Origin of the sequence: Marinobacter azerbaijanicus (assembly GCF_030250645.1) — a bacterium.
GTDB classification, from domain to species: Bacteria; Pseudomonadota; Gammaproteobacteria; order Pseudomonadales; family Oleiphilaceae; genus Marinobacter; species Marinobacter azerbaijanicus.
The window spans coordinates 130580-148235 of record NZ_JASSVS010000004.1 but is presented as its reverse complement, the minus strand read 5'-3'; the positions used below and the strand labels follow the sequence as shown (position 1 = coordinate 148235).

15 protein-coding genes are annotated in these 17656 nt (G+C 55.9%); 8 read left to right on the top strand and 7 right to left on the bottom strand.

Features of this window, described 5'->3' with window-relative positions; genetic code table 11:
* Window positions 1-201: 201 nt before the first annotated feature.
* The 3 genes from QPM17_RS09790 (at window position 202) to QPM17_RS09780 (ending at window position 2404) form a co-directional block, all read left to right on the top strand.
* The gene (locus tag QPM17_RS09790) at window positions 202-408 is read left to right on the top strand and encodes a CsbD family protein (protein WP_285390493.1); all 207 of its coding nucleotides are present in this window, start codon (window positions 202-204) and stop codon (window positions 406-408) included.
* 97 nt (window positions 409-505) lie between these two features.
* Window positions 506-1501 carry a ubiquinone anaerobic biosynthesis protein UbiU gene (ubiU, locus tag QPM17_RS09785; protein WP_285390492.1) on the top strand — a complete coding sequence of 332 codons (996 nt, stop codon included), beginning with the start codon at window positions 506-508 and terminating at the stop codon, window positions 1499-1501.
* Window positions 1502-1513: 12 nt separating this feature from the next.
* Entirely contained in the window at window positions 1514-2404 is an 891-nt protein-coding gene (locus QPM17_RS09780) for a U32 family peptidase (protein WP_285390491.1), read from the top strand.
* Between the two features lie 6 nt (window positions 2405-2410).
* On the opposite strand, the gene QPM17_RS09775 is transcribed toward QPM17_RS09780, so the two are convergent.
* Genes QPM17_RS09775 through QPM17_RS09760 form a run of 4 tightly spaced genes read right to left on the bottom strand, consistent with a single transcriptional unit; the run spans window position 2411 to window position 8023 of the window.
* Window positions 2411-2881, bottom strand: coding sequence for a cytochrome c (locus QPM17_RS09775; protein ID WP_285390489.1), 471 nt, complete (start codon window positions 2879-2881; stop codon window positions 2411-2413).
* Window positions 2882-2929: 48 nt separating this feature from the next.
* On the bottom strand, window positions 2930-6031 hold the full coding sequence (locus QPM17_RS09770; RefSeq protein WP_285390488.1) for an efflux RND transporter permease subunit: 3102 nt from the start codon (window positions 6029-6031) through the stop codon (window positions 2930-2932).
* Window positions 6028-7401, bottom strand: coding sequence for an efflux RND transporter periplasmic adaptor subunit (locus QPM17_RS09765; RefSeq protein ID WP_285390487.1), 1374 nt, complete (start codon window positions 7399-7401; stop codon window positions 6028-6030). The genes QPM17_RS09770 and QPM17_RS09765 overlap by 4 nt, the downstream gene beginning before the upstream one ends.
* The gene (locus QPM17_RS09760; RefSeq protein ID WP_285390485.1) at window positions 7385-8023 is read right to left on the bottom strand and encodes a TetR/AcrR family transcriptional regulator; all 639 of its coding nucleotides are present in this window, start codon (window positions 8021-8023) and stop codon (window positions 7385-7387) included. The genes QPM17_RS09765 and QPM17_RS09760 overlap by 17 nt, the downstream gene beginning before the upstream one ends.
* 208 nt (window positions 8024-8231) lie before the next feature.
* Between QPM17_RS09760 and QPM17_RS09755 the strand changes: the two genes are divergently transcribed.
* The 3 genes from QPM17_RS09755 (at window position 8232) to QPM17_RS09745 (ending at window position 13979) form a co-directional block, all read left to right on the top strand.
* Window positions 8232-8594: a DUF488 domain-containing protein gene (locus QPM17_RS09755; RefSeq protein ID WP_285390484.1), complete on the top strand. Its 363-nt coding sequence runs from the start codon at window positions 8232-8234 to the stop codon at window positions 8592-8594.
* 230 nt (window positions 8595-8824) lie between these two features.
* On the top strand, window positions 8825-10834 hold the full coding sequence (locus QPM17_RS09750) for a methyl-accepting chemotaxis protein (protein WP_285390483.1): 2010 nt from the start codon (window positions 8825-8827) through the stop codon (window positions 10832-10834).
* A 46-nt stretch (window positions 10835-10880) separates the two neighbouring features.
* Entirely contained in the window at window positions 10881-13979 is a 3099-nt protein-coding gene (locus tag QPM17_RS09745; protein ID WP_285390482.1) for a bifunctional diguanylate cyclase/phosphodiesterase, read from the top strand.
* An 89-nt stretch (window positions 13980-14068) separates the two neighbouring features.
* On the opposite strand, the gene QPM17_RS09740 is transcribed toward QPM17_RS09745, so the two are convergent.
* Window positions 14069-14515: a hypothetical protein gene (locus QPM17_RS09740; protein ID WP_285390481.1), complete on the bottom strand. Its 447-nt coding sequence runs from the start codon at window positions 14513-14515 to the stop codon at window positions 14069-14071.
* Between the two features lie 89 nt (window positions 14516-14604).
* On the opposite strand from QPM17_RS09740, the gene QPM17_RS09735 reads away from it, so the two are divergent.
* The gene (locus tag QPM17_RS09735) at window positions 14605-14808 is read left to right on the top strand and encodes a YgaP family membrane protein (protein WP_285390479.1); all 204 of its coding nucleotides are present in this window, start codon (window positions 14605-14607) and stop codon (window positions 14806-14808) included.
* 206 nt (window positions 14809-15014) lie between these two features.
* Window positions 15015-15137 (top strand): hexameric tyrosine-coordinated heme protein, encoded by a 123-nt coding sequence (locus QPM17_RS23770; RefSeq protein ID WP_422732749.1) that lies wholly within the window; start codon window positions 15015-15017, stop codon window positions 15135-15137.
* 50 nt (window positions 15138-15187) lie between these two features.
* Here the strand turns inward: QPM17_RS23770 and QPM17_RS09730 are convergent, their stop codons facing one another.
* Window positions 15188-16351: a cytochrome P450 gene (locus QPM17_RS09730; RefSeq protein ID WP_285390478.1), complete on the bottom strand. Its 1164-nt coding sequence runs from the start codon at window positions 16349-16351 to the stop codon at window positions 15188-15190.
* A 99-nt stretch (window positions 16352-16450) separates the two neighbouring features.
* Complete coding sequence (locus tag QPM17_RS09725) at window positions 16451-17653, bottom strand: trans-sulfuration enzyme family protein (RefSeq protein ID WP_285390477.1); 1203 nt, start codon at window positions 17651-17653, stop codon at window positions 16451-16453.
* Between the last annotated feature and the right edge of the window lie 3 nt (window positions 17654-17656).

Sequence of the window (17656 nt, the reverse complement as noted above, 5' to 3'; positions counted from 1 at the left end):
GGAAAGCAACAATTATAATGGTGTGCAGAAAGTGTACTATTGCCTTAAAGTAATAGAAGAATAGGTAGCTTTATTCCATTATCAGTCCCGCCATAAGTACCGCTACAGAGGTATTTCGACCTTTAGCGTGTTAGTGAACAGACCAGTATTTTGTCGCACGTTAGTCTCTTCTGTGAAACCACCAACAAAGGAGTCTTGATCATGAGCTTGTTCAGTGCAGACGAAATGAAAGCCAAGTGGAAACAACAGGTTGGCAAAGCCAAGCAATACTGGGGAAAACTGACTGAAGACGAGTTGCTAGAGGCAGAAGGGCGACAGGAAAAACTTGTGGGCCTGGTGCAAGAGCGGTACGCCGTCACCCGCGATGAGGCTGAAAAGCAGGTCAAGGAATTCTTCGGCAAGAAATAGGTTCGCTAGCCGGAGACGAATCTCACGCTGATAAAGGTCAAGGCACTTCCCGCAGGTGTAGCGGTAAGCTAGCGGCACCCTTGCAGTGGAGAATGCCATGGAACTCGTATGCCCGGCCGGCAGCCTTCCGGCTCTGAAAACAGCCGTGGACAATGGGGCGGATGCGGTCTATTTCGGCTTCCGCGACAGCACCAATGCCCGCCAGTTTGCAGGGCTTAACTTCAACGACAAGCGCGCGGCAGAAGGCATTGAATACGCCCATGCGCGTGGCTGCCGTGTGTTCAGTGCTATCAACACCTATCCGCAACCCGATGGCTGGGTACAATGGAAAGGGGCAGTAGACCGCGCGGCGGCCCTGGGTGTGGATGCCATTATCCTGGCCGATATGGGCCTGCTGGACTACGCCGCCAACAAATACCCGCATATCCCCCGGCACCTGTCTGTCCAGGGCTCCGCCACCAGTTATGAAGCCCTGTCGTTCTACAAGGACAACTTTGATATCCGCCGGGCCGTGTTACCCCGGGTGCTTTCCCTGGACCAGGTCCGCGGTGTTGCAAAACGCAGCCCGGTTGAGCTGGAAGTCTTCGCCTTTGGCAGCCTGTGCATCATGGCGGAAGGTCGTTGTTACCTTTCTTCCTATCTGACGGACGAATCTCCCAATACCCGTGGTGCCTGCTCGCCGGCCAAGGCTGTGCGCTGGCAGGAGACTCCGCAGGGGCTGGAGTCGCGTCTGAACGATGTTCTGATTGACCGTTACGGCCCGGGAGAATCTGCCGGTTATCCCACCTTGTGCAAAGGCCGATTCGAGGTTGAAGGCAGTGTTTATCACGCCATCGAAGAGCCGGTCAGCCTTAGCACTCTGGATATGTTGCCGAAACTGAAGGAACTGGGTATCAGCGCGGTGAAAATTGAAGGCCGTCAACGCAGTCCAGCTTACATTGCCGATGTAGCCCGCACCTGGCGCCATGCCCTGGATAACCTGGAAGCCCGGCAGAACGACTATAAAGTTGATCCGGCCTGGAGAAACACCCTTTCGGGCTTGTCCGAGGGTGGGTTGACCACCCTGGGCGCTTACCATCGCAAGTGGAAATAGGTTCTTCCGATTATGATGAAGTTATCCCTGGGCCCGATTCTGTGGTTCTGGTCCAAGCAAAGTGTTTTTGATTTCTATGGCAAGGCCGCCGAGTGGCCGGTAGATACCATCTATCTGGGCGAGGCCGTGTGCTCCCGCCGGCGGGAACTGAAGCCAGATGACTGGTTTGATCTGGCCCGTGATCTCAAGGCCTGCGGAAAGGAGGTGGTGCTGTCGTCCCAGACCCTGATCGAGTCAGAAGCCGATTTACGCCGCCTGCGCAGGATCTGTGATCAGCATGAGTTCGCGGTTGAAGCCAACGACCAGAGTGCCCTGCAGGTGGCCGTTCGGAACAGGATTCCGTTTATCTCCGGGCCGTCCATGAACATCTACAACGTAGCCACGCTCAAGGTGTTGGCACGACAGGGTCTGAAGGGCTGGAACCTGCCGGTGGAGCTGGGGAGGGAAACGCTGGACCAGCTCATCAGGGGGCTGAAGGAAGAGGGCCTGGACTTACCCGCGGAAGTATTTGCCTGGGGCTTCCTGCCATTGGCCTGGTCCTCACGCTGCTTTACCGCACGGCATTACAATCTGCCCAAAGACAATTGCGAGTTCCGATGCCTGGAGCATCCGGACGGTATGGAGTTGCGTTCCCGGGAGTCCCAGGAACTGTTTCGCCTGAACGGTATTTCGACCCTGTCTGGTTCGCGCTATGACCTGATGCGGGAACTGCCGGATATGGAGCGCATGGGCGTATCTACGGTGCGCCTGAGCCCGGAACACCTCGGTATGGACGAGGTAGTCAAACGCTTCGACCAGGTGCGCCGCGGCGAAGTCCCGGCTACCGATCCGTTGCAGCTGGTGGAGGCGCCACCCTGCAACGGATACTGGTATGGCAAGCCGGGGATGGACCTGGTCGGCTAGGGCCGATCAGTTCCCGGAGGATTTAACGCCAGGGAAACGGTCAGATACGTACTTGCTGTGGCACTGAATGCAGTTACCCGTCATTTTGTTGAACAGCTTTTGCTGTTTTTTCGTGTCTTTGTCTCTGCCCGCTTCTGCCAGTGAAGCCGCGAGTTTGTGAAACTCCTTGTCCAGCTTGATAAATCCCTTGGGGACAGCTGACATCAGGTCTTTGCGATCTTGCTCGGTCAGTTCCTGTTGCAGGATAAAGCTGTCATGGATCTGTTGGGCATTTTCAGCAACGCTCTCATGTTGCCCCATGACCATGGCGGAATGGATAGAGGCCATGCCTCCCTGCACAGCCCTCATTTCCTTCTGCAGCAACTGGCTCAGTTTGTCGGTGAGTTTCGGGGTGACAGGTTCCGCCGCCAGTGAACTGGTTGAAACTGCCAGGCCCAATAATAGGGTCGCCAGGAATTTTCCGGTTCTCGCTGTCATTTTAATGATTCCTTTTATTTGCAGGTTTAAAGTACCTTAGCAGTGAAGTTACTGCCTGTCAGGGCTGGGCGCTCTCGCCCAGCCAAGATCTTCGAGAATCGCATAAAGTGCCGGCAGCGCCACCAGTATCACAACGGTGGATACCAACAGACCGAATACCACGGATATCACCAGTGGAATAACGGCCATGGCCTGGGTGCTGGTTTCAGCCAGCAGGGGCAACAGGCCGGCCACGGTGGTGCTGGTGGTGATCAAAATAGCCCGGAAGCGGGCCCGGCTGGCAGCACCGGCGGCTTCCCCGGCACTCATGCCCTGTTGCCGGTAGCTCTTGATGAACTGCACCAGCAGAATGGCGTTGTTGACCACAATACCCGCCAGAGAGGCCGCGCCGATCAGTGAGGGCATGGACAGGTTATAACCCATGAGCAGGTGGCCCCAGACAGCTCCCATAAAGGCCACCGGGATCGCCAGCATGACAATGACCGGCTCCAGGTAACTGCGGAACTGGAACGACAGTATCAGGAAGATCCCCAGCAGGCCGATCAACAGCCCTCTGGCTATGGACTGGCCGGTTTCCTGCGAGCGGGCGGTCTGTCCCTCCACCTGCAGGCTGATCTCTGGCCATCGATCAAGAAGCTCCGGGAATGTCCGCTCCTGCAGGTCAGTGACGATGGCATCAGCGTTGGCTTTCCGTCCGTTTACATCGGCCGACACGGTGACAGTGCGCAGGCCGTCAATGCGTGTGACCTGTGACCATTGCCGTTCCTCGGTGATGGTGGCCACCTCCCGCAACGGAACCATCTGGCCCTCGCCGGTGGTGATTACGGTATCTTCCAGGAACTGACGGGTGTTGCGTTCAGCGCTGGTCTGGCGCACCAGGATTTCAATGTGCTGGTCTCCGATCTGGACCGTATCCACGATATCTCCCAGCAGGCCGGTGCGAATCTGGCTGGCGACTTCAGCAGCATTCAGACCAAGGGACAGGGCGCTGTCTTTCAGCGTCAGAATCCGCTGGGGCTTGCCGGGGCGGAGATCATCCAACACGTTGAACGTGCCGTTGTAGCTGGCGATGTCATCCCCCAGAAAACGGGCCGCGGCTTTCAGTTCGTCGAGATCGGTGCCCTGCAGGCGGACTTCGATGGGAACGCCCGCCGGACCGAAACCGGGTTCCTGTATGTTCAGGGCAATCAGCCCCGGAATTTCGCCGATTTCCTGGTACCAGCGGTCGGTCAGAGTGGCCAGATCCACAGTGCGTTGCTCTGCGGTCAGCAAATCAGCCATGACGGTTGCCACATGGGCACCTTTCTCGCCGGCCCCGACGTGCTCGTTGAAGCGGGTCTGAATGTTCTGTACCAGGGCCTGCTGGTCGGGCTGTTCCGGAGTGTATTCCGCATTGAGGCTGTGCATGGCCGAACTGATGCGGTCGGTAATGGCCCGCGTCTGATGCAGGGGGGTGCCCTGGGGCATCAGTACCCGGGCTTCCAGCACATCGCCCTCAATCTCCGGCATGGCCTCCATGCGCACCTGGCCGCCGGCCATCAGCCCGACTGAACCAAGGATTATCAGCAGCATGGCCGCCAATACCACGTAGCGGAAACGGATAGCCCTGTCCGCCAATTGCCCGACTTTTTCACGAACCGTTTCAAAGCCATTGTCGAACGCGGTGCGGAAGCGGGAAGGTGGTTTCTCGCGTTTTTTCCCCAGACCACTTTTGAGGTGGTGGGGAAGTATCCAGAATGCTTCGATCAGTGAGGCCGCCAGGGCGGCAATCAAAACCACCGGCAGAACCTCCAGCACCGCCCCCAGTTCCCCTGAAAGAAACGCAAGCGGGATGAACACGGAAACCGTAGTGAGAAATGACGACAGCACCCCGGGCAGGATTTGCTGTGTGCCTTTGACCGCCGCTTCCAGCGGGCTGCAGCCCTGGGTTGAGCTCTGGACGATGTTGTCGGTGATCACCACGGAGTCGTCCATGACGATACCAATGGCCATGAGCAGAGCCACCAGGGTGATCATGTTCAGGGACAGCCCGGTGAGAGCCATCACCAGAAAAGCACCGGCAAAGGCAGAGGGCAGGCCGAACAGGGCCCAGAATGCAAGGCGGGGGCGGAAGAACAGGGCCATCACCAGGCCCACCAGAAGCAAGCCAGTGATGCCATTGCCCACCAGCATCTGCAAGCGGTCCCGGACGATGGAGGTCATGTCCTGGGTAATCTCCAGTTCCACAGTGCCACCACGGCGGGCCTTTTCTTCCTCAACAAAGGCCTGTAGCGAATCCATTACCCGCAGGGCATCGTCGTGCCGGTTCTTGTGGATCTCCAGAATAATGGCCCGCTGGCCGTTGAATTCCACCCGCTCCTCTTCCCGTTCATGGGCTTCGGTAATGGTGGCGAGATCGCCCAGGGTGAGCACGGCACCGGCTTCGCCGCCGATAATGGGGATCTCGGCCAGGGCTTGCAGTGAACGCCGTTCATCCACAAACCGCAACTGGATGTCCTGGCGATCGGTTTCAATGTTGCCCAGCGGCATGTCCAGGTTCTGGCTGGAGATGGCGCGCGCAATGTCGCGCACCCCGAGGCCATACTGTCGCAGCAGATCACGGGAGACCTCAATGTGCCATTGACGCTGGGACAGGCCAACCGGAATGACATCGGCGATGCCATCCATGGCGAAAAGCCGGTCTTCCAGCTCGTTGGTATAAGCCTCCAGGTGGGAAAAGCTCATGGGCCCGTAACCCGCGATGGCAGCTACCAGGCTGGTGCGGTAAAGCTCGCGGATAATCGGGTCTTCGGCTTCCTCGGGCAGATCGGTCAGGGCTTCGATTTCGGTGCGGATATCATCCAGAAATCGGCCCATATCGCCCTGGGGCGCCATGCTGGCGATGGTCTGGGCCTGGTTGTCCCGTGCAGTGCAGGAGATTTCCTCCACGTAGTCCACACGCTGCAATGCTTCACCCAGGCGCTGGCAGATGGCTTCCTCCACATCCGCTGCGGTGGCACCCCGGTATTCCATGGTAATACTGACTTCCGGTGGCAGGTAGTCGGGGAAGGTTTCCCGGGTCAGGTTGGGCGCGGCAAACAGCCCCATCGCCAGAATCAGAATCAGCAGCAGATTGCCCGCAGTAGGGTGGCCGGCAAACCAGCGGATCATGGCTGGTCTCCTGCGGCCCTTTTCTCCAGCCACTGACGGCTCTGTTCATCGGCCCGGGGGCTCAGCAGCATGCCCTCAATGGCGGGAATCAGGTCGTCCAGTATCAGCCGGTCGCCCGGTACCAGCCCGCCGCTGACCACCGCAAGCTCACCCTGTTGCCAGGCCAGAGTGACCGATTGTCGTTGCAGGCGGTTATCATCGTCGGCCAGATACACCACGCCCTGATGAATGGCGCTGGCTGGCACCGCCAGCACCGGCTCGGGCGTCGGCACAGTGATCGTCGCCTGAACAAACATGTTTCGTACCAGCGGTGGCCGGGCCGGCGGGCTGGCATCACGGTATGGCTCTTCCACCGTGATCACGGCCTGAACGGTGCGTGTGGCCGGGTCAAGGCTGCCGGTAATACGGGTCAACTTACCGGGCCAGTGGCTGTCGGGTACACCGGTAGGCTGTACCGAGACAGTCAGGGACTCCAGGGGCAATTGCTGGTGGAAGTCGGTAAAGCCCGGAGCAGCCCGGTTGTGATCTGGCAGCTCAGGAACACCTGGTAGCTGGAACAGCACGTTGCGAAGCTCGGCTATCTCCAGCTGCACGGTGGCTTCTGCTGCGGTGATATCGTCTGCCACGAACAGGGTCTGGCCAGGATTCACCTGTTGGCCGGTTTCGATGTCGGATTGATGAACCCGCATATCCCAGGGGGCTTCGAAACGAGTGTCTTCAAGGTCTTCCCGAGCATTGGCGAGGGCGGATTCACTGCGGGCCAGGCGGGCGGCCAGGGTATCCTTGCGCACGGGAATCAGGTTGAGCTGGTTTTGCAGAGACTGCACCGCCTGCTGTTGCTGCAGGGTGGCCCGCTGTTGTTCATCAAGCCGGGTTTCCGACAGGGCACCACGACTCACCAGGGTTCTGGCCCGTTCCAGTTCCCGCTGGGCCAGGTCCAGCCGACGGTTTTCCAGTACCAGCAGCTCCCGCGTATTCCGCTGTTCCTGATCCAGTTGCCGCAGTTCCGCTTCAAGGCCGGCGATATCCGCTTTGGCCGAGGCTTCGGCCAGTTGGTAACGGGTAGGGTCAATTTGCAGCAGGTGGGTACCTGCGGAGATCAGATTGCCGCTCTCCAGATCCGGATGCCTCCAGGTGATGCGGCCGCCCACGTTGGCCACAGCCTTCCAGCTCCGGGCTGGTAGTACCTGGCCATAACCACGGGCTTCGGTGCGGACGGTGAGGGGGGTGACTTCCAGGACTCTTGCCGGTGTTGCAGCTACCTCTTCCGTTGTGCGTTCTGGTGGCTGTTTCAGTTTCACCATCACTGCCACGAAGGCAATGCCGGCGATCAGAGTCAGGGCGAGGGTAAGTTTATTCCTTCGGGTCATGGCTGGTCTCCCGGAGGCTGGCTCTGAACAGTTTGAAAATGCGGGGCGCCGACTGCTCGATAGAGGCAATGTCACCACCCACCATGGCCTGTACCACAAGGCCCTGGATGGCACCAATGTAGAGCACTGCGGCGGCTTCAATGTCGATGGACGGGCTGATGGATTGTTGTTCAATTCCACGTTGCATTAGCGAAATGACTTTCTGGCGGTAGAAGGCCAGGGTCTGGCGGATAATGCGCTTGGCGGGTTGGTTGCCGGGTTTCTGTAGCTCACCGAGCATCAGTCTCGGGATGCCCGGATGGCGGGCAATAAAACCGATATGTGCCAGAAACATGGCTTCCAGTGCTTTGTCTGCCTGTTCGTACTGCTCTGCAACACTGAATACCCGCGTTGTCAGCTGGCCCGCTACCCAGCCAGCTACTGACTCCCACAGGCTGCTCTTGTTGGGAAAGTGCTTGAAAAGAGCTCCTTGAGACACTCCCACCTTTTGAGCAATGCGGGCCGTGGTCAGGCTGGATGGGTCCTGCTCCGCGCACAGATGCACCACGGCCTCAATGGTCTCGGACTGGCGTTGCTCAGTGCTCTGGTAGGCTCGTTTCCCGGGTTCTGGGGTGGTTGTCATCAGCGCCTCTCAAAAGAAAGTAATTAATTACTTTATTCTGATTGCAAGAAGGCAGGTTTGCAACCTGAGCGTATTGGTTTGTCGGTCTGTGAAGTGCGAAGGGCAGCGGGTGATCCTTCACGGTGGCAGGCTGACCCTTGACTCATTTTGCAAGCACAAAACTCAGGGAGTAGGGTCGGAGATACCATGTCAAGATAGCGAGGGGACTATGGATATCCGCCTGAAAAGAGCCTATGACACCGCCGCCAGCTCAGACGGCCCCCGCATACTGGTGGATCGCATCTGGCCACGGGGTGTGGCCAAGGAAGATGCTGACATTGCCCACTGGCTGAAAGGGCTGTCGCCGTCTACCGAATTGCGCAAATGGTTTGGTCATGATCCGGACAAATGGTCGGAGTTTTGTGAGCGCTATCTGAAAGAGCTCAAATCCGACGAGGCCGCTGAGGACCTGAATACGCTCCGGCAACTGCTTGATGAACACAAGCGCATAACGCTGGTGTTTGCTGCGAAGGATACCGAGAACAACAATGCCGTGGCGCTTCGGAATTTTGTGCTGAACGAACAGCTTTGAACCTGTCCGTTAACACTGCTGATTACCAGAGTGCACCGCTGAACCATGCCATCGGAAACCGAATTTCGGCTTGGCCGGTGCTGCTTTAATTGGTTCAGCCTTCAAAAAGGTCCTGTCCGCTGATATTTATCAAATGCCCGGGAGCAGAAATCGAGTAGCTTGGTTTGCAATAGTCAATAAGAACTTTGTTTAAAACTACAATAAAAATTACAAATCTGTGAGGCGCGCTGATGTTTAAGCATGTGTTACGCCCGGGTACGAGTTTTCTTGGTTCTCTCACCTTCAGAAAAAAATTTCTGGTGATTGGTCTGGTTTTTCTGATTCCCATGCTCGCAATCAGTGTGCTGCTGCTCCGGGAGTCGTCAGAGTCGATGCACTTTACGGCATCCCAGAGGTCCGGTCTTGAGGATCTGGTTGAGGTCCGGAATGTGCTGGAGCTGATTCAGGAGCACCGTGGCATGTCGGCAGCCTATCTGAATGGTGCTTCCCAGTTTGCACGCCCATTGCAGGACCTCCAGGCCAGAGTAAACGAGTTACTGCCGCAATTGGGGCAGCTAACCTTTACCGATCAGCAGATTTTGGCTGACCTTCAGAGTGACTGGGGCCGCCTGAGGCAAGGGCTTGAGCAAATGGCTCCAGATGAGAGCTTCCGCAAGCACACTGCGCTTGTAGACAATCTGTTTGTGATCATCGACCAAATTGGAGAGCAATCAAATCTGATTCTGGATCACTCCCCCGAGACTTATTATTTGATCACCCTTGTAACATCCGTTTATCCGGAAGTTGTGGAAATGATGGGGCAAGCCAGGGGAGTCGGTGTGGGTGTCGCTGCTCGTGGTCGTCACGGGGATGATAGTCAGATTACCCTTGCGGCACTGAGTAGCCAGATTAAGCGCGGGGAGAAGGACATTCATCATAATTTACAGAGGGCGATCAACTTCCGCGAGTCCCAAAAGACTGAGTTGAATGATTTAGCCCACGAAGCCGTCAGTGCAATCAGTCGTTATATTGAGCTGCTGGAGAGCCGCGTCATTCGGCCGGGCAACCAGTTGGCATCCCCAGACGAGATTATTCGCCTCGCAACGAACGCGATTAATACAGTCTACGCGCAGTTTGATCGACTGGTGCCACTGGTAGATAGCGCATTAGCCGAACGGGAGTCCGGGGCCGCCATAGTCTTTAATCTGACACTTGCCACTCTAGCAGTTGTGTTGCTGTTAATGGCTTATTTGTTCACTGCATTTTACGTCAATGTTCGGGATAGCCTGTCTGCGCTGAGCTCAGCCACCAGGGCCCTCGCCGAGGGCAACCTTACCTCCCGAGCGAGCATCCATGGTAAGGACGAGCTCGCTGAGGTGGCCACATCTTTGAATGTTATGGCGGATGAATTCCAGAGTATTATCCGGCGTGTTTCCGAGTCAGCTGAACAGACCGCCCAGTCTGCTGAAGAGCTGTCGGCAGTGACAGAGGAAAGCGCAGAAGGGGTTGGCCGGCAGAAGCGGGAAACTGAGCAGGTTGCTTCCGCCATGACGGAGCTTTCGGCAACGGTAAGGGAAGTGGCTGAAAATACTGTCAAAGCCGCAGAAGCAGCTACCAGGGCCAACGCACAGGCAACAGAGGGGCAGCAGTTGATCAACCGTCTCACCGACCAGATCAGTGGTTTGGCCGAGGCACTGCGAAAAGCTACCGATTCTGTGAATTCTCTGAATGAATACAGCCAGGAAATTGGCTCAGTAGTGGATGTCATCAATGATATTGCCGAGCAGACCAATCTTCTGGCGCTGAATGCGGCCATCGAAGCAGCCAGGGCCGGTGAAGGTGGTCGGGGCTTTGCCGTTGTAGCTGACGAGGTGCGCTCCCTGGCCAAGCGTACCCAGGATTCTACCTCTCGGATCCATAAGAGTATTCAGCAATTGCAGTCTGGTTCTGGTGAGGCTGTGTCCGGTATGGAGAACAGTCTGAGAGAAAGTGACGAATCGGTGGAGATGGTTCGCAAAACCCGGGCGGCTTTCGAGGAGATTCTGGCCAGTGTCGATCTTATTTCTGACATGGGTGTCCAGATTGCCAGTGCCACGGAGCAGCAATCTTCAGTGTCTGAAGAAATGAATGCCAATATTGAGAAAATTGCAGAGGTAGCAGAGCAGACGTCGACTTCTTCAGGTCAGATTGCGCAAGCTAGTGAAAGCCTTTCCGAGCTGGCCCAGAACCTGTCTGGGCAGGTTGCCCGGTTCCAGGCCTAGGCGTGGTAGTCCCGTGAAAGCGATAATGGCATCCGGTGACAGTGCCTTGTTCCCAGAGCAAATTCGCTGGCAGGCAGAGTGGAAATTCTGGCTTCCGTGTTACGTTGTTTTCTCACTATTGGGTCACCTGTTTCTGGACCCCACCTATGGCTTTGCCCTGTATCTGGTAAATGGTGGTTTTCTCTTGGCCGGTTCCGTGGTTTTGTTTGACCACGGGCGTAGTGGTTTCCATTACTTTTTATTACTGGCGGCACTGTCTGACCTGGCCATCAAGGTTTACGTTGTACAGGAGCCGTTGGTAACGGCGATTGTGGCCAGCCTGACATTGATATTCCAGGCCTGGGCCGGCTGTTGGCTGATTTTTCTGAATGCTCCAGCATCCATCCTCCCGAATAGCCTGGCTCGTGTAATCAGCTTTCTGCTCTATGGCGCTGCGATTCCTTCACTTATTTCAGCGGCTATCATGCTCGCGTTGTTCAAGACGGGTATAGATAGTGTCCAGCAGCCAATGGACGGCTGGCTGTTCTGGATCTGGTGGTGGGTGAGGCGGATGACATCTCTGGTGCTGATTGCGCCCTTGGTGCTTCTGCTACTGGGTCGGCTGGTCAGCAACGAAAAAGCATACCGGTATCTGGATCTCCGGTTCCTGGCGGTTTTCGTTCTCACTACGGTGCTATCTGCGATCCTGTTCGCCACTGACAATACCGGTGGTGAGGCACTGCCAACCCACAGTTACCTTCTGATTCCTCTGATGTTGTTCATTGCCGTTTGGCTTCCACTCGAAAAAAGCCTGATGGTCGTGCTGGCAGTTACCATGGTCGCCTACTTGGTTGACTCGCAAGGCATAGGGGCTAGCCAGGGTATAGGCAGCATGCTGGTTCTGTCTTTGTACCTGATGATCAACGCCATTATTGTATGGATGCTGGGTGCTTTGATCCGGGAGCGCCAAGGTGCGTACCGGAAGCTGGCGAGACAGAACGCCGTCAACAGCATGAAAAGTCGCCTGAACGAATTTCTGATCAAGGAAGGCGGCAGTCAGGCTCATGTTTTCAGGGAAGCCTGCGGAATACTGGTGGAGCACGGCGTGTTTTTGCGGGCCTGTATCGAAGAGACCTGCCCGAATGCGGCAGAGCCTCCTGGTGCGGCCACGTGCATGCAGAGCCATACTGGTGAGTACGTCCAGGAGGTGGCTCGAAGTACCCCAGACTGCTTCATGGGTCACAAAGCCAGCCTGGATGAACCTGTTTATTTTTCCTGCCTGGATGACTTCGGCGCAGATGGCAGACACAAGCAGGTGATTTATGTCGGAGTTTTCCCGTTACAGAAACAGGGGCAGGTGATTGCCACGCTGAGCCTGTTTGCAGAAGATGCGCGGATGTTCGAGCCCGCACTGGCCCAACTAATCTGTGAAATGTTGAATGATATTGGCTTTGCCCTGGCGATGTACGATTCGCAGGCGCGCATGATGCAAACTTCAGAAGTATTTCTGCACAGCAAAGAAGCCATAATGATTACGGATAACAACGGCATAATCATGGATGTTAATGGTTCCTTCACCAAGCTGCTCGGCTACGAAAAAGATGAACTGGTTGGACAAAAAGCCCGCATATTGAGCTGTGGCAAGGATGACCGGGCTTTTTACAAGGATCTGTATGATCGTCTGGCGGTTGATGGCTTTTGGTCGGGGCAGACCTGGAAGCGCGCGAAAGGCGGGGAGGCGGTGCCGCTACGGGGGACCATTTCGGCGGTATTTGATGGCTCTCGCAAGCTCCAGCATCTGATTTCAATCATGGAGGACGCCTCAGTACAGATCGGATATGAGCAACGCATTGAGAAACTGGCTAACTTCGATTCGTTGACGCAGCTGCCGAACCGGGTGTACCTGCGCAATCAGTATGAACAGAAAGTTGCCCGGGCGGATTCTGCTGGTGACTGGTCGCTCATCTTCGTGGATCTTGATGGATTCAAGCATGTTAATGATGCATTGGGTCACCATGTTGGGGACGAATTGCTAAAGTGCGTTGCCGGCCGCATGAAAAATTGCATCAGGCAGGGAGATATGCTCTGCCGCTTCGGGGGCGACGAGTTTGTCGTTCTTGTGGATGGAGACAAGCGCAATGCCGAGCATCTAATCGATCGCTTTGTAAAAAGTGTAGGCCGGCCTTATCAGATTGGTGACCATGACATTCAGATTAATATGAGCGTCGGCGTTGCGGTCGCTGGTACGGATGGCAAAGATCTGGATGAGCTCATTCAGGCTGCCGACACAGCTATGTATTCTGCAAAAGCCACGGGTGGCTCCCGGCACTGTTTCTACTCTCCCGCCATGAAGGAGGACGCACAACTCAAGCTGATGCTTCGCAGAGACCTGCAGAAGGCGATTGAACAGGATCAGTTGTTCCTGATGTTTCAGCCAAAGGTCCAGTGCGTGGGGGGCGCGCTGAAAGTGGTGGGGGTTGAGGCACTGGTTCGCTGGCAGCATCCGCAAAAAGGCCTGGTATCTCCAGCCGAGTTTATTCCTGCAGCAGAGGAGAACGGCCAGATTGCCGATATTGACCGGTGGGTCATGGCGCAGGTGCTGAATCAGTTGGGGCAGTGGTACCGGCGACACGAGGAGGCAACGCTGCCGGTTTCAGTCAATGTCTCTGCGAGTCTTTTCTCGCTGGATGGGTTTGTTGAAGGTATGGCAGAGCTGCTAAGCAGGACGGCGGTGCCTGCGTGGCTTATCGAGCTTGAGGTGACAGAGCATGTTGCTATGGAGAATTATCGCCATACCCTGGAAACCATGAAAAAGCTTAAAGAGATGGGGGTTGGTCTGGCGATTGATGATTTTGGTACCGGGCACTCCAATCTCGCTTATCTCCGGGATTTTCCAGTTGATGTATTGAAAATCGACATTGCGTTTGTCAAAGATGTTCACGCAGACAGTAAAAAACAGGCCCTGGTCCGGGCGATGATCAGTATGGCTCGGTCGCTGTCACTCAAGGTGATCGCCGAAGGTGTTGAAACGGAGGCGGAACGGGCGTTTCTGGAATCCGTTGAGTGCACCCGGTACCAGGGGTACCTGTTCTACCGCCCGATGCTCACAAAAGACATAGACAAGCTGTTTGCAGCGGGCGAAGAGTATACTGGCCGGGTTAATTAGGGGCCGTTCCGGGTTGGGTCGCTGCTCAGGGTCGATGTATAACCCTGGCAATCCATCCTTTCCTTTAGCCGCCTGGTAATCCCAGGTGGCTACCACCACACGCCCATCAGTGCGCCTGATCCCAGAACCAGAGAGCCGCCTACCTCAGCAACAATCAGCAGTATCATAAAGCCATGAATCAACCACGGTGGGAGCGTGGTGCTGCCGAGCCGGTGCGGTTTGCGCAGCTGGTTGCTGGTGTCCTGAAGGAAGCCGTGAATGATGTAGGTGCCGATGGCCAGGGCAAAGAAACCAAGGGCGGAAAACGCGGCCAGTGAATTCAGCCACTCGGGATAAACACTGTAACCGGCAAACCAGCCCAGCAGAATGGCGGCAAAACTGTACATCAGTGAGCTTCGGTGGGCGATGTCAACATAGCGGGGCGCAGCGGCTTTCGGGCTGTTGGCCATGCACCAATACTTCCAGATACCGGTCAACAGTCCGGTCATGAAGAAAAGGAATGCGGCGCTCAGGCATAGTTTTTCGGCCAGTGTCATGTTTGATGTTCCTGAAAAGTGATTTGTGTCATTGCCAAAAAAGGGTAATGGGTAAATGGTATATCCTTATTCCCTCAAGGAGGTGCGCTATGACAATTAATGAAGGTCTCCGCCTTATGGCAGGTGTGTTCACCCTGATATCCATTCTGCTCGCCCACTATGTAAGTCCCTACTGGCTGCTGTTTACCGGCTTTATTGCCCTTAATCTTATTCAGTCTGCGTTCACCAAATGGTGTCCAGCAATGATGCTCTTGAAAAAGATGGGCCTGAAAGAGGAAAAACCGGTTAACTGAGTGGCCTCGTGGGAAATGTGGCGGCTGCATTCTGCTTCTGCCAGATCGGGTTTTGCATCTTTGGCAGTAGAATTGTAATCTTAAAGATTCATTTACAATAAATCTAATTTGGTTCATTACTGCAGGAGCCTCGCTGAAGAGGTCCATAAACTGATGAGAGCCAAGGAGATAATAATGATAAAACCAAGAAAACAGATTCTGGCAGTTTGTGCAGCCCTGGTGTTGAGCGTGCAAAGTACTCGCAGGATGGTGAGGCACTTATCCATGCGTCCGAGGTGGTTGCTGTCCATTTCCAGACCGTGGCCGCGGCCAACAACTACTGGAAATGATATTGACTATGGCGGCCAACAGGGCCGCCACTTCCTGAACGGGGCGGCCCTTATCGTTTGCTAATAGTCATCGGCAGGTAACTGAAGCCTCCGGTCGGGAAAACCGCCCGTTCAGGCCGATCCTCGGGCGCCGGTTCCAGTGTGTCGACAGCGGAAAGAAATTCCTCCATCAGCACCCGGAGCTCCATCCTGGCCAGGGGCGCCCCCGGGCAAACGTGAACGCCCGCGCCGTAAAGCAGATTATGGTCACGGTTCTTCTGTGGGCAAAACGCATCGGGGTCGCCGAAGACCTTCTCGTCCCGGTTGGCGGACGCCCACAGAATGGTGATTTTCTCGCCTGCGGGAATAGGTCTTCCGCCAATTTCCACATCCCGCGTGGTAACCCGGCGATTGGACATCAGTGGCGCGTCGATGCGCAGTATTTCATCGATAGCGTCCGGCAGGGCAATGGTATCGTTGGCAAGGCTCTGTTTAAGGTCGGGGTGTTCGGCCAGGTAACTCAGGAGAATCGATACACTGGAACTGATGGTGCCCAGTTCACCGACAGTCCAGTTCCGCAGAAGGCTTGTGAGCTCTTCATCGGTCATGGTGCGGCCATTGACGGTCTCTTCCATCAGCGAGGTGGTGACGTCTCTCGGGGCATTGGCTCCGGCCTGGCGCCGGGTTTCCAGCAGATCGTGAATATAGCCGTCGAACTCATGGGCAACTTCAGCCATGGCCAGCCGGTCACTGGCCAGGGTGGCCCGGTGATTTTTCAGTACCCATTCTCTCAATGGTTCATGAAGGGAGCCGGGCCACCCCATAAAAGCGCACTGTATCTGCAGGGCAAAGGCTCTGCTGAATTTTTCGACCACATCGAATGGCTGACCGTCGGGCAGGCTATCGACAAGATTGCGGGCGATATTGCGACAGGTTGGTTCAAACTGGCTCATTGCCTGTTGAGAGAAATAGGGCTCGATTACCTTTCGATAGGGCGTGTGTTCGGGCGGGTCCATGCCATTGGGGACCGAAAGGTGGCTGGATGCCGCACTGCTGAATGTCTGGTGATCTTCCAGAACTCGCATTACATCGCCATGCCTGAATAACGTCCAGTGCTGGTAGTTGCTCCAGGCAACGGGGCACTGAACGCGCATGGTATCGTAGGCCCGTATCTGGTCACCCAGGACCTCATCGGCCCGGGGGTTCCAGTCAGCTTTGCGGGGATCGTCTGCCATTGCTAATCCTCGAAACAAAAATGTGTTTCTTCAGATTAACAGGGCGCCGGATTGTCTTCTTGAAGATAAGTCAATTGGTGCCCGATGTAATGATTTGAATCAACGCGGCAAAATGCTGTTGGCAGTGGCCCTGTCAATCGCCTGTTGCATATCCGCAATCAGATCTGACGGATCTTCAAGGCCAATGGATAATCGGAGCATGCCGTCGCTGATCCCTCGTTTCTCCCTCTCTTCCTTACCGATATCATGATGACTGGTAACGGAAGGTTGGCTGACCAGGCTTTCTACACCACCAAGGCTGGTTGCCAACAGGAAAATTTTCAGGTTATCGGCAACGGCCGTGGCAGTTCCCCCTCCGCCAGTGATTTCGATGGTCATCATTCCGCCGAAGCCACTCATCTGTTCGACGGCCAGTTGGTGTCCCGGGAAGGATGGCAGACCAGGATAGAGAACACGGGTTACGCCGGGGTACCCGTCCAGAGCCTGCGCGACAGTCATGGCGTTTTCATTGTGTTGCCGGATTCGCACGGGCAGGGTGCGAAGACTCCGGGAGAGCAGGGCTGCAGTCTCGGGTGAGAGTAACTGGCCAAGGTTTTTACGCCAGGGGGCAACAGCTTCACTCAATGGTGCCGACGACATCAGGGCGCCGGCGGTAAGATCACTATGGCCACCCAGATACTTGGTAGCACTGTGAACCACCAGGTCTGCACCCAACGTCAGTGGACGCTGGTTTATGGGAGAGGCAAAGGTGTTGTCAACTGCCAGCAACGCCCCTTTTCCGTGGGTAATCCTGGCCATTGTCCGAAGATCAGCGATGGCAAGGGTGGGGTTGGCTGGGGTTTCACAGAACACGAGCATGTCGGGTCTGGTCAACGAAGCCTCGAGAGCTCCCGCATCGGTCTGAAGAAGAAAGGTGACCGGAATGCCCAATGGCAGGCAATGATTGGCAAGTAGCTCCTGCGTTCCTCCATAGATATCACCAACACAGACAACGCCCCGTTGACCGTGGGCGAGGATTGTTGCAGAAATCGCTGCCATGCCTGAAGCAAAAGCCAGCCCTGACTCGGCCTGTTCCAGTGCTGCGAGGCCCTGCTCAAGCTCCTGAATCGTCGGGTTGGTGCCCCATCGGGTGTAGAGGTAGCCTGGCTTTCTCGCCTCAATAACGTCCAGTTGTGCTTCGGTATCCGGGAAGCGATAGGTGGTCGTGTTATAGATCGGCGAATACGGGCTGCCAAAGGCGTCCCGGTGGTGGCGATTGTGGATGATGCGCGTGGATTGACCTTCTGGACGATCAGTGGCCATGGC